Origin of the sequence: Secundilactobacillus similis DSM 23365 = JCM 2765 (genome assembly GCF_001311075.1) — a bacterium.
Taxonomy (GTDB): domain Bacteria; phylum Bacillota; class Bacilli; order Lactobacillales; family Lactobacillaceae; genus Secundilactobacillus; species Secundilactobacillus similis.
This window is the reverse complement of sequence record NZ_BBAD01000092.1, coordinates 1-12633: the sequence shown is the minus strand read 5'-3', so window position 1 is coordinate 12633 and position 12633 is coordinate 1. Positions and strand designations below refer to the sequence as shown.

The 12633-nt window shown below is 49.1% G+C and carries 6 protein-coding genes, 3 tRNA genes and 4 pseudogenes; 1 reads left to right on the top strand and 12 read right to left on the bottom strand.

Annotated features, from left to right (window positions below):
• Nucleotides 1-76: 76 nt before the first annotated feature.
• The 8 genes and pseudogenes from JCM2765_RS14385 to trpS form a co-directional block, all read right to left on the bottom strand.
• Nucleotides 77-918 (bottom strand): annotated as a pseudogene (locus tag JCM2765_RS14385) (DUF72 domain-containing protein).
• A gap of 12 nt (nucleotides 919-930) precedes the next feature.
• A complete protein-coding gene (locus tag JCM2765_RS14380; RefSeq protein ID WP_054737323.1) occupies nucleotides 931-1260 on the bottom strand; it encodes a hypothetical protein in 330 nt (109 codons plus the stop codon).
• A gap of 6 nt (nucleotides 1261-1266) precedes the next feature.
• Entirely contained in the window at nucleotides 1267-1851 is a 585-nt protein-coding gene (locus JCM2765_RS14375) for a TMEM175 family protein (RefSeq protein WP_054737322.1), read from the bottom strand.
• A gap of 18 nt (nucleotides 1852-1869) precedes the next feature.
• Nucleotides 1870-2568 carry an NAD-dependent protein deacylase gene (locus tag JCM2765_RS14370; RefSeq protein ID WP_054737321.1) on the bottom strand — a complete coding sequence of 233 codons (699 nt, stop codon included), beginning with the start codon at nucleotides 2566-2568 and terminating at the stop codon, nucleotides 1870-1872.
• Nucleotides 2569-2587: 19 nt separating this feature from the next.
• Nucleotides 2588-3554: pseudogene (locus JCM2765_RS14365) on the bottom strand (IpaB/EvcA family protein).
• A pseudogene (locus JCM2765_RS14360) lies at nucleotides 3532-4796 on the bottom strand (hydroxymethylglutaryl-CoA reductase, degradative). The pseudogenes JCM2765_RS14365 and JCM2765_RS14360 overlap by 23 nt, the downstream one beginning before the upstream one ends.
• A 19-nt stretch (nucleotides 4797-4815) precedes the next feature.
• Nucleotides 4816-5742, bottom strand: coding sequence for a Ppx/GppA family phosphatase (locus tag JCM2765_RS14355; RefSeq protein WP_054737320.1), 927 nt, complete (start codon nucleotides 5740-5742; stop codon nucleotides 4816-4818).
• A 52-nt stretch (nucleotides 5743-5794) separates the two neighbouring features.
• Nucleotides 5795-6811 carry a tryptophan--tRNA ligase gene (gene trpS, locus JCM2765_RS14350; protein WP_054737319.1) on the bottom strand — a complete coding sequence of 339 codons (1017 nt, stop codon included), beginning with the start codon at nucleotides 6809-6811 and terminating at the stop codon, nucleotides 5795-5797.
• A gap of 929 nt (nucleotides 6812-7740) precedes the next feature.
• On the opposite strand from trpS, the gene helD reads away from it, so the two are divergent.
• On the top strand, nucleotides 7741-10053 hold the full coding sequence (gene helD / locus JCM2765_RS14345) for an RNA polymerase recycling motor HelD (RefSeq protein WP_173585558.1): 2313 nt from the start codon (nucleotides 7741-7743) through the stop codon (nucleotides 10051-10053).
• A gap of 329 nt (nucleotides 10054-10382) precedes the next feature.
• Here helD and JCM2765_RS14340 read toward each other — a convergent pair.
• The 4 genes and pseudogenes from JCM2765_RS14340 to JCM2765_RS14325 all read right to left on the bottom strand — a co-directional run bounded on the left by JCM2765_RS14340 (nucleotide 10383) and on the right by JCM2765_RS14325 (nucleotide 12094).
• A pseudogene (locus tag JCM2765_RS14340) lies at nucleotides 10383-11524 on the bottom strand (cation:proton antiporter).
• Between the two features lie 126 nt (nucleotides 11525-11650).
• Nucleotides 11651-11734 (bottom strand) — tRNA-Leu (locus JCM2765_RS14335).
• A gap of 72 nt (nucleotides 11735-11806) precedes the next feature.
• Nucleotides 11807-11880: transfer RNA gene (locus tag JCM2765_RS14330), tRNA-Pro, on the bottom strand.
• 141 nt (nucleotides 11881-12021) lie between these two features.
• A tRNA-Thr gene (locus JCM2765_RS14325) sits at nucleotides 12022-12094 on the bottom strand.
• Nucleotides 12095-12633 lie beyond the last annotated feature (539 nt).

The following is a 12633-nucleotide window of genomic DNA, read 5'->3' as shown; positions in this document are numbered from 1 at the left end:
GCCATGATCAACGCACCAACGAAGCCAAATTTCACAAACTTCGCACACTATCGCTGGACACAAACGACAATCAGACCTAAAACAAGCTCATCTGCTGCGGTCCCAGTCCCGTCCAATGAATGCCCAGTAAATCACGTAAAGCCAGCGCATTTGGCGCGGCGTCACCACCGGAATTGTTGTTAAAGATGACGCAGACGTCCTTGGCTTGCTGACTCAGATTCGTCACCAACTGACCAAACTCGGCCAGTTCTGCATCTGAATATCGGTAAAGCGTCCGTTGGCCACGCCAGTCTTTGCCTTGGTTGAACCAGCCTTTTCGTTACGGCCATGCAGCCGAAGAATCGCTAAATCACTGGTCACTTGTGGTAGGAGCGCCATGCCGTCATTTAAGCGGTGCGGTTCGTCCACAATCACGTGGGTCATGTGTAACTGCTTCAGGTAGGTCATTACATCATTAACCAGTGCAGGATCATACCAAGTTGGATTGCGAAACTCCACGGCAATTGGCAAATCACCCATTAACCGGCGAATGTCGACTAACCACTCTAAGTTCTCAGTCGACCGTCGGAAAAACGGTGGAAATTGAAAAAGTACCGCCTTCAGTTGATGTTTAGTGACTAACGGCTGAACCATCCGCCGAAAATCAACGAAGGCTTGCTGTCGGTCGGCTTCACTCACTTCATCCGTTCCGTAATCATGCTTGGTCATCACCTTGTTAGCCTTCAAAATAAATTGAAAACCTGCCGGCACCTCTTGTTGCCAGCGTTGAACCGTTGTGACCCGCGGAATGCCGTAAAACGGTGTGTCCACTTCCACAACCGGGAGCACCGCAGCGTACTCACTGAGCGTCACGTCCCGTTGCTCATCGTTAATCAGTGCCGGATGTTCCTTCCAAGTCGTTAACCCAATCGTAATCATGCGTGTGCCCCCTTACTTCAATCGTTTAAACTGACGAATCAGCGTTGCCATCTCGTGACTCGGTCGCCCTGTTAATTGGCTGATCAGTCCCTGACCGGTCAACCGATCATTTCGTCGAACGAGCATTAAACAGAGGTCAAGTCCCACCAACAGTCCGGTCAAAATCAAGCCATTTTTAACGGTCAAATACCGCCAAAACAGCATCACTTGACCATTATTCGCCATCAGTAATTTCACAATTGCGTACAACATCAACCCGTCAACGGTTACCTGCATCCCAAGTAACACCCGAATGTGGCGTAACAGTCGCCTGAGCTGTTGTTCAATGTCTCCCTGCGACATCGTGTCTCAGTCCTTATTTTTCAAATAATGGTCGATTCGGTGATCCGGAATGATCCACGGAATCAAGTTGATAAACGCAAAGATGGCAACTAATGGTGGCCAGAGAAAGCCTGATAACAGGCCAATCACGTTTGCGCCCATTGAAAACCACGGCTTGAGATAATGCTGGCCAAAAAAGTTGTTCAACGCCGTATCCTCACCATGCGTTGCCACCAATGCCCGAATGATCAAGTAAAAACTTAGGTTTGCCATAAAGAAGGCCAGTCCCATCGTAAACTCGGGGGCAAACGCCATGATGTGGGTTCCCGCCCAAGCCGTAGCAATGGGTAGCAAACTTAACGTCAGCAAAAAGAAGTTGTTGGCCCATAAGACTGAGCCACTAATTTCTTCCGTCACTTGGAAAAGGTGATGGTGATTATTCCAGTAAACGGCAATTGCCAAGAAACTTAGCAAGTACAAGATCAACTTAAACCGTAACGGCCACAACGCCGCGAAGGTTGCCCCCTCTGGTTCCGGAATCTCCAGCACCAAAATTGTAATGATAATTGCCATGACCCCATCCGTGAAGGCCTCTAATCGGTCTTTCCCCATGTTCATTCTCCTATTTAATTAAATCTCAAGTTGATCGTAGAAGGCCGCCGCATCCTCCTGTACCATTTCAAACTGAAACGGAAACGACAGCGGTTCTTGGTTAATGACGATCACGGGCGCACCCGGATTGCGGTAATCTAACAGTCCCGCAAACGGGTAGACGCGCATGGACGTCCCGGTGATGACGATCAAATCAGCGTTGCTCATTGCGGCAACCGCCCGATTGATATTGTCCTGGTTCAGCCCCTCTTCGTATAGCACAACGTCAGGTCGCAATTGCCCGCCACAGTCGGCGTGAACTGGTTTTTTGAGGTACTCGTGCCAATCCACGGTCGCCCCGCATTTTTGACAGTAGACGTGGTACAAGTTCCCGTGAAATTCCACGAGGTGCTTCGCGTCCGCGACTCGGTACAGGTTATCGATGTTTTGCGTGACGATGGTTGCCCGGTCCTGCTGAGTCAACGCCGATTGAACTCGGTGAATCACGTTAGGTTGGGCGTCAGGCTTATACAGATTCTGCGTCACATAGTCGTAAAACACCTGTGGCTCTTGCGTTAAACAGGTGTGGCTAAGATAATACTCGGCATTTTTGTGTGCCGTGTACAGCCCGTTATTTGACCGGTAGTCCGGAATGCCGGACGGAGTCGACACGCCAGCACCCGTTAGAAAGACGATGTGCTGAGCGTTTTTAAAACTTGATTGAATGATTGGCGACATTTGATCAACCTCCAAGTCGTTACCGTAAAATGTATGGCATCTCCAGTTGCTTCAAAAGTGCTTCCACGGTCATGCCGTAAATGCCCTTGTAGTAGTCTGGCGTGTCTTCACTAGCCTTAGGTGCTGGCAGGACAAAGCCGTTTTGACGGTCAGTCCGATTAATGCAACGTAGGCCCGTCGGTTCGTTTTAACGTCCACCATGTCGGAATGGAAGAGTTCAAACACCTGCCGAACTTCCAAACGTAATTGCCGCTTCGAAAAGACGCTGGTCAACGTGGCAAATTCCTGGTTGTTAACTGGTGGTAAGCCCCATTCTTCGAGTTGGGCATCAAAGGCCTTGAACGCCTTGACCACGTTACGACGAAGTGTGAATGGTGAATCAACCGCTTTTTCGGTGATGACCCCGTATAGCTTCTGAGCCGCTGGAAAGGCTTTAGGATAATCAGTTGCGAACTGCTTGTTGATGGCGGCATTTTGATCACCAAAGAAGACCAACGCATCCGTCAAAACGAGTAATCGCATCGTCATCTTATCGTCATCCGTAGCTGGTTCAGGGTCGATGGTGGCCTGAACGCCCTTCAAGTAGAGTTGTTCAATGTTATCATCGATCAACTCATGCTTGCGTTGTTCCGAGACAACGACCAAGTGAGAAACCGTATCGTAAAGGTCCGTTGACAGTAACTTCAGCTGGTTGTCCAACTCTTCATTACCGGTAGACAGACTGTAGAATAGTTGTGGAAAGCCACGCAACGTCATCAATAAGTGAAGTAATTCGTGAGACGCCGTGTAATCTGGTGCCGTCAAGTCACTGATTTGGACCATCAAGTGGTCTTTGTCCTGAACGACTTGTGCTTGGTCATGACGCACATAACCGCTTTGTAACTCACCGATAAACTGAAGTTCAACCTTCCCCGGGAACAGTTCGTTCACTGCGTCCAACAGGATTGTACGTGATCGTTAATTTCAATGTTTTGCATCGTTGTCATCCTTTGTTTGTGTTCTAAGTTGTTGCAAAATACGCCGGGCGGCCGCTTCATCTGGATCCTTCACGGCGTCCAGTTGGGTCACAACGGCGTCAATTTCATTGGCCAAAGCCCCCACGGAGAGTGCCAGTGAGCGTCGCTGCATCTTCATGTGACCGCGTTGAATGCCACTGGTTACCAGTGCGTTCAAGGCCGCAAAGTTTTGCGCCAGGCCAACCGAGACGATGACCTGCATCAACTCCTCAGGCGTGTTGGTTTCAGCCAGCTGTTGATTGATTTTGACCAGTGGCAATACCGCCGTGGCCCCGCCAACCGTTCCAACTGGTAACGGTAGCGTTAGTTCACCAACGAGATCATCGCCCTCAAGGTTCCACTGACTCAACCCGCGATACTGACCACTGGTGGCAGCGTAAGCGTGAGCGGCACTTTCGATTGCCCGCCAATCGTTGCCCATGGCAATCACAACGGCGTCAACGCCGTTCATAATGCCTTATTGTGCGTCACTGCCCGGTATGGATCAAGTTGGGCGACTTCACTGGCTTGCGCGATTCGTTCGGCCACCCCAGCGGGTAACTGGGATTGCGGGATCCGGCAAGTTGCCGTTGCCAGACTCTGATCAGCAGCGTTAGAGAGGATACTGAAAAGTGGCTGTTGCAATTTAGTCTGAACCACAGTCGCAATGGCTTCCAACATCGTATTGAGCATGTTGGCGCCCATTGCGGCTTGAACGTCAGCAAACAGGTCAATCGACACGTAACCGTCACCAAGGTCTCTAGTCCGCAATTTTCGCGGACCCCCACCACGTTTGACGATTGATGGGTGAGCCTGTGCGGCAACTTCAAGTAACTCAGTTTGGTGCAAGGCAACCCAGTCATCGACTGAGGCAAACACCTTCACGTGGCTTAACACCACCTGACCCATTAATAATCTCGACTGCACCGTAGCCTGAATGCCACCCGCTTTCGCTAACTGCTTGGCCCCATTGCTGGCCGCCGCAATCACAGAAGGTTCTTCCGTGACCATTGGCACCACCAATTCACGTTGGTTCACCATTAAGTTAACGGCAACGCCTTCCGGGAGTTGAAACGCCGTAATGTCGTTTTCAATCAACTGCTGCGCATCGCCTTGTGCCGCACGATCACTTAATAACTGAACCATTGCTGGGGTCAGTTCGCGGTGCTGCGCTAACAGCGCTAGTCGTTCCGCCCGTGATCGCTTATAAAAGTGTGCAAACTCCGATTCCATGGGTCTTGTCCATCCTTTGTTAATTGTAGTCTTGATTCAAATACGCATTGATGATACCTTCGCGAACGCCACTTTCAGAGAAAATGACGCGGTCTGAATCTAACATCTGAAGTAATAGTACCAGTGGTAAGATGCCACCCACAATAATATCAGCTCGGTCGGGTTCAAGTCCCGAAATTTGTTTCCGTTGTTCGTGATTTTTGCGAAGTAAACCAGAGAACAACCGAAAAACTTCGTGGGTCGTTAGCTGATAGCCGTGAATTTGCTCAACGTGCAACACTTGTTGTTGCCGCCGACTCATTCGGGCCAGTGAGCGGTTGGCGCCACCAAGCAGAATAAACGGCTTGGTTTTGGCTTCCCCCAACCACCAGATATCCTGTAATCGTTGACGTAAAAATACCGTCGCATCAAAGAAGTCGGCCGGGTTGATCTGGTCATCTAAGTGGAACTGTTCAGACAAATTGACCGCCCCAAACGGAATGCTGATCAAGTTACTTTCCTTACCGGACCGGATATTGACCATCTCAAGGCTGGCACCACCAATATCTAGCATCAGCGCATCCTCGACCCGGAGTCGATTCATCACGCCGAGATAGTCGTAGTAGGCTTCATCGTCACCCGATAAAACGTCAAACGTCAACCCCACTTCGCGCTGAACCCGTTCTAGAAAGTCGGCTTGATTACTAGCTTGGCGCACGGCCGCGGTTGTAATGGCCTTAACCGTTAAGTTTGGTAGATCCTGATAGAGGATCCGAAAGTGTTTTAACGCGGCAAGGGTCCGCTTGATTGCGGCGTCTTGTAGCTTTTTTTCTGGTCCCATGCCCTCAGACAACCGGGTATCTTCTTTATAACGTCCAACTTCCCGGAACGTTTTGTCCGGGCGAATTTCGTTGATCGCCATCCGGACTGAATTTGACCCTAAATCCACGATCACTAAATTATCCATTGTCAGTCGCCCCTTCGCACCATTTGAAACAACCTGCGTCAATTATGATTTATTAACCGAAGTAGTTGATGCCAATTGCGTTCCGAACTTCCGTTAACGTTTGGTTGGCAACTTGGTTCGCCTTTTCGCTGCCTTCTTGCAAAATCTTGTAAACGGCATCCGTATCTTGAGCGTACTGTTCGCGCCGTTCACGAATTGGCTTCAATTCAGCCTGTAAGACATCGTTTAAGTAACGCTTGATCTTCACGTCGCCCAAACCACCTTGTTGGTATTGCGCCTTTAATTCGGCAACCTTGGCGGTATCAGGATCGAAGATATCCAAGTAAGTGAAGACCGTGTTGCCTTCGATATGACCAGGATCTTCAACGTGGATATGGGTTGGGTCGGTGTACATTGACATGACCTTCTTTTGGATCGTATCCGCATCATCGGCCAAGTAAATGGCGTTGTCCAAGGACTTGCTCATCTTAGCGTTGCCGTCTAACCCAGGAATCCGGCCTTGACCTTCTTCTGGGAAGTAGCCTTCTGGTTCAACCAAAACGTCGCCGTAGATGTTGTTAAAGCTCCGAACGATTTCACGGGTTTGTTCCAACATTGGTTCTTGGTCTTCACCAACGGGAACCGTCGTCGCTTTAAAGGCTGTGATATCAGCGGCTTGACTAACTGGGTAGATAAAGAACCCGGCTGGCACACTTTGACCAAACTTCTTTTGCTTGATTTCAGTCTTAACGGTTGGGTTCCGTTCCAAACGAGAAACGCTAACCAAGTTCAGGTAGTGCATCGTCAATTCACTCAAAGCTGGAATTTGTGATTGCACAAAGATGGTTGATTTAGCTGGATCGATGCCGACAGCCAAATAGTCCAAGGCGACTTGGATCAAGCTGTGGCGAATCTTTTCGGGATCCCGAGCGTTATCAGTCAACGCTTGTTGGTCGGCAATCATAATGAATGAGTCGTAATCACCAGAATTTTGTAATTTGACCCGGTTCTTCAATGACCCCACGTAATGGCCAATGTGCAGTTTCCCAGTTGGTCGGTCACCCGTTAAAATAATCTTCTTGTCGCTCATCTGTTTATCATCCTTTCAATTTACCCCTTACCAGTCCGGTAACGCTGAAAAAAACGTCCCATTGCCAAATGCAATAGGACGTCAACCGCGGTACCACCTAATTGTGACCACCAGGCCACCACTCGTCGCCGATAAGGAGGCACCCTAAATTCAGTTTGCTGGGTCCAAAGTCGTCATCATGATTGGTTTCAGCCAAGCCAATCTCTCTGTGGGTGATCACGAACGCGCACCAGCGAATTTTAGTTTGATTTCATATAATATGGTTACTATTTTAAGGGTTGGGGGGGAGAATGTCAAAGAGCGCGTAGCAAAACGGGTTGAAGTCGGAGCCTAAGGGACTCCCAACAGAAAGTCGTGGGTTTCGGCTTTGTGTTGGGAGTCCCTTAGGTGCAGACTTCAGTTTTGCGGAGCGCGTTTCGGCGTGGTGGCCAGAAAGCGCTTGGCTGGCAAATTAAGGCATTAAACCTAACCCCAAGAAATAACGGTTTACTCTGAGCCGAAAATTGTGGCCATGTTAGTCTAGGAAATCGTTAACAGCTATATAGATGCAGCATAGTTGCTTATAAACTATCTACTGTAAGAAGTACCGATTATGTTTCGGGATGTCCACTACGGTTACCACCCGCTTCCGGCAACGCTCATTACGACTACGTTTGTTTCGACTCGGTTTGAACTTGTATTTTCCGCAGGTCATCTCTTCTGTGAAGTTTGCCTAGGTTTCAGCTTTCTGGCCACCACGTCGAAACGTGCGAAATGGGGCAGAAGGTTATGTATAAGGGTGGACCAACTCAATCTGCCAAAACCCGGCAGATTGAGTTGGTCCACCCTTATACGCCACCTTCTAAGCGCCCCATTTCGCACTCTTTAATTGACAACCCCCTCCCACACCACTAAAATAGTCCAAGCACAAATTAAACGAAAGAGGCGGTATTTTGACATCGCAGGAACAAGAAAAGGAACAACAACGTGTTGATTCGGTGATTCACCAAATTACCGCACGCATCGCTGCTGTTACCGATGATTACGATAAAGCACGAGCTGAAATGAAGCTGGTTCAAGAAAACTACAGTGCCAACACTTCCGTTAACTACATCGAACTTGATGACCGGATCGAAACTTCCGCCGATCTGCAACAACAACGGGCGCTGGCTTCTCGGTTAATTGAAAACGAACAGATCATTTCCGGCCAATTGAACACCTTTAAGGAACTGGAACAATCACCCTATTTCGGGCGAATCGACATTCAAGACGCCGGTGATCCCGATACCGAACGACTCTACATTGGCACGGCTTCCTTCACCGACGATGAGCAGAACTTTCTGGTTTACGACTGGCGTGCGCCAATCTCTGCCATCTACTATAACGGGACGCTGGGCAACGTGACTTACGAAACCCCTGGTGGTCGCCAATTGACAAACCTGAAAAAGAAGCGTCAATTTCTGATTCAAAACGGCCAAATCGAAAGCATGTTTGACACCAACGAAACGGTTGGTGACGAGATGCTCCAACACGTACTAGGCCAGCAAAACGACGAAACCATGCAAAACATCGTGGCCACCATCCAGCGTGAACAAAACGACATCATCCGCGACACTCGCAGTGATTTACTCGTTGTTCAAGGGGTAGCCGGTTCGGGTAAAACCTCCGCCATTCTACAGCGAATTGCCTTTTTGCTTTACCACAGTCGACAAGAGCTTCAGGCCGACCAAATCGTCCTGTTCTCGCCCAACAAACTATTCAGTCACTATATTTCTGACGTGCTGCCTAGTTTGGGCGAACGTAACATGCGCCAAGTGACCCTCGCCGAATTTCTAAGCCAGCGGTTACTTGGGTTGGACGTCGAAACGTTGTTTGATCGTTACGAAACAGAAAGTACGTTGCCAGACGCGCAGGTCAACGTTCGCCAGTTTAAGGAGTCCGCTAATTACATGCACCAAGTTGCCGACTACTGTCAGCATTTGGACCCAGAACATTTCAAATTCAACCATATTTACTTCGACGGTCAGGTCTTCTTCGACAAGGCAGAAATCGAAGCGATTTACCACGCACTGCCAGCACTCCAACCGGCCGAGCGGTTCTTAAAGACGAAGAACGAATTGATCAAACGACTCAAGCGCCGGATCAACGAAGAAGCCAAATCTAAGTGGGTGGCTGAAGAAATCGACCAACTTTCAGACGAGCAGTATCACGATTTACTCGGCAACAAGCAACGCCACCAATTCCAAGAGCTCGACGCTGAGGTTAACTACATCGCCCGCAAAATCGTCACCAAACGGCTTCGGGTCGTGTACGACGCCCTTTACAACAACTATTTCTTGGACACTTACAGTCAGTACCTCGACTTTATGGCGCAAGCTGAACTTCCTGATGACTGTGACGCGGCGCAATTCGAAGCTAGCCGGGCGCGTTTTGCGCAGGCCATCGAGTACCACCGTTGTCCACTGGTTGACGCGGCGCCCCTGCTCTACCTCCGGGATATCTTAACCGGTGGTGGCCAAAACCACGCTATGCAGCACCTCTTTGTGGACGAAATGCAGGACTATTCGATCGCGCAACTGCAATATTTGCATCATGCCTTTCCGAAAGCCCACATGACGTTCCTTGGTGATAGCGAGCAAGCCCTCTTCAAAGCGGTTCAAGCACCGGAAGCGTTGCTCAACCAGTTACGAGACGCCTTTAACGTTCACCGGCCACGGTTACTCAAGTTGAATCGGTCATATCGCTCAACTTATCCCATCACCACTTTTGCAAAGGCCCTTCTACCTGATGGTGCCCAAATTGAGGCCTTTAACCGGCCCGGTGATCTGCCAAAGGTTATCATTCGTTACGACTTCGATAGTGGCATCGACGCCTTAGACCGGGAGATCACAACTTTGTCGGCGACCAACGGCACAATTGCCATCCTAACTCAGGATCTGACGCAAGCCCACGAAGTCTACCAAAAGCTCAATCATCAGCACAAAAACGTCACCTTGATGACTGACGCCGATTTGTCACTACCAAAGGGTATCTTAGTCCTCCCAATCTACCTCGCTAAGGGATTGGAATTCGATGCCGTAATTGGCTGGAACGTCTCAGCCACCAACTTCCCAGATGAACAGTTCACCGGTACGCTCTATACAATTGCAACCCGAGCGATGCACCAACTGACCCTCATCAGCCTTGGACCAGTCTCACCGCTGATTGCTTCGGATAAAATGCCAACGACGGTGTTGCAGATTGAGCATGAGTTGACGAATTAGAGAGTGCGGAGAGAGGCGATTAGGGACTGGAGCATAAGGGACTTTCGCCAGAATCCCTGGTTTTTGGGGATTGTGGTGAAAGTCCTTTATGTGCAAGTCCCTGCCTCTCGGAGCACGTTTAGTCTCGAGGACAGTAACGAGCAGCGTGCGAAACAAGGCGGTTAGAGAGCTGCACGTTTAGTCTCAAGGACATCAACGAACCACTCAGATTAATTCACCCAAACCCAAAAAGCGCCACAGATTCCCAACTCGAATCTGCGGCGCTTTCTTCAACATCTTTCCTAACCATCAATCCGACGCCACAGCAGCTCGTCGCCCCGGCAACCGTTTCAACGTTGCTTCAACGCAAACGGCGCAATAATCGTCGCCAGAATGATCACCAGTACAAATTTAGAGTAGGCCGCCTTAGCAAGCAACCCAGACTGCAACCCAATTTGAACCGTGATCATGCCCATTTCACCGCGAGAAATCATCCCAGCACCAATGACTAAACTACTGGTCCGATCAAAACCAGTGAGCTTAGCCCCAAGTCCGCAACCAATAAGTTTACTCAAACAAGCCAGTGCAGTCATCAAGGCAATAAAGCCTAACGATGACCCGAGATAGTCAAACGACATGCTTAACCCGATACCAACGAAAAACAGTGGGATAAAGGCCGCGTAGCCGATTGGTTCCATATGGGCTTCAACTACTTCTCGGTACGGTGTATGGGCGACGGCAATTCCGGCAAAGAACGCCCCAACTGCCCCACTCAAACCAACTAAGTCCGCAATCCAAGCCATGCCCAAGCAAATCACCATCGACATGATGGTCACACTAGCGTTCATCACGAATTTTTCACTCAACGACATCAAGTATGGCGCAATCCACCGAACAACTAGGTAAGTGCCACCGAAGAACAGCACCTGTTCGAGCAAGATCCATCCCAAACCGGTTGAGTCCGTGTGAGTCGCAATGCCCTGCGTGCCCATCAAACTGATCATCACGGACAGCAAAATAACGCCAATAATATCATCAGCAACGCTGCGCCTAAAATCGTTGCCCCTTCCGACGTATCTAGCGCCTGATATTCCTGAAGGACCGCCACTGAAATCGAAACCGAAGTGGCACTAAAAATAACCCCTATGTACGTTGCTTCAAAAGCTGAAAAGTGAAACGCCATCGCGGCGCCACCCATTAAAACGACCGGCATCAACACTCCACTCATCGCCACAATGATTGCCGGTTTTAAATACCGTCGTAATAACTCAAGATTACTCTCCAAGCCGCCGATAAACATCAGCATCACGACCCCGATATCCGAAAATACCGACAACAGTTGACTGGGCTGAATCCAATTTAAAACGGCGGGCCCAACTAAAACGCCAACCAAAATCTGACCAATCACAGACGGAACACCCATCCGGTTAGCAAAATGTCCCGCTAACGTTGTTAAAATCAGTAACAAACACAGCACCCCAATAAACGCCACGTTCACGACCTCCTTTCATTCACCAAGTTGAGCTAAGTCTACCGCCGGGCAAAAGCATTTGTCAACGACAGCCAGCATTCTCAAACAACAAAAAAAGAGCTAACCCAACAGGTTAACTCTTCATGATACCGGAGGTGGGTTCGAACCCACACGTCCTCAACGGACACTGGATTTTGAGTCCAGCGCGTCTGCCAGTTCCGCCACTCCGGCAAAAACTTTAACAAGTTTATCTTACCGTAAATCTAATTCAAAGACAACGATTTTTAAAATTAACTCGTTCAATCGGGAAGACAGGATTCGAACCTGCGACCCCCTGGTCCCAAACCAGGTGCTCTACCAAGCTGAGCTACTTCCCGATAAATCACGGTACTATTGCAACCGACTAAATAAGTATACTACATCAATTGGCAAAATGCTAGATGTTATTCAAATTAATCCCATTAATTTGGGTATTTAATCTTATCGTTCCAGTCGAGCAACTTGAAGCGTACCTCGACAGCCGTTTATCGGATTTGAACCGATGACCTCTTCCTTACCATGGAAGTGCTCTACCTGCTGAGCTAAAACGGCAGATACTATTATACTACATCGAAGTTATTCGTGGTAGCTCCTCCTTTGCTGACGTTTATGTCCAGCGTAAGCATTCTTCTGTTCAGATTGTGAAGTGCAGTGTTTTGCGTAAACTGTCGATTCCGGTAAGCGGCCAGGTTCCTGCTATGGGGCCGGCCTGAGCCAAAGGGCGGTCTCAGACCTCAAATGTAAGCCTCGCCAACCCCCGTGCGAGTCTTACATTTGTCCCCGATGATTGGCGGTTGTCGGAAGAACACCAACAACCACCAATCATCGCGACACAGCATCCACCTAGCCGCTTACCGAAATCTTACGTTGGTGCAATTCGGCACTATTGTAGACCATCTCAAGTGCTTAACTGAACGGCTTACGACTGTATTACAACGACTGACGTTGAGTCGACAAACGCTAAAATTGATTAACAGTCGATGTTTCATCATCATGGCGGGTAAGAGATCAATCTGTTCTGAACGTTGACTTAATGCGCTTGAACGGACTATGGACGTAATACTGTTACGTTGCTGTTTAACTTTTACTAA

What these genes read in the sequence shown, in the direction of transcription:
- trpS (WP_054737319.1), bottom strand. Translation starts at nt 6,811, where the DNA reads ATGAGCGACAAGAAGATTATTTTAACGGGTGACCGACCAACTGGGAAA.
- JCM2765_RS14380 (WP_054737323.1), bottom strand. Translation starts at nt 1,260, where the DNA reads ATGTCGCAGGGAGACATTGAACAACAGCTCAGGCGACTGTTACGCCAC.
- JCM2765_RS14355 (WP_054737320.1), bottom strand. Translation starts at nt 5,742, where the DNA reads ATGGATAATTTAGTGATCGTGGATTTAGGGTCAAATTCAGTCCGGATG.
- JCM2765_RS14375 (WP_054737322.1), bottom strand. Translation starts at nt 1,851, where the DNA reads ATGGGGAAAGACCGATTAGAGGCCTTCACGGATGGGGTCATGGCAATT.
- JCM2765_RS14370 (WP_054737321.1), bottom strand. Translation starts at nt 2,568, where the DNA reads ATGTCGCCAATCATTCAATCAAGTTTTAAAAACGCTCAGCACATCGTC.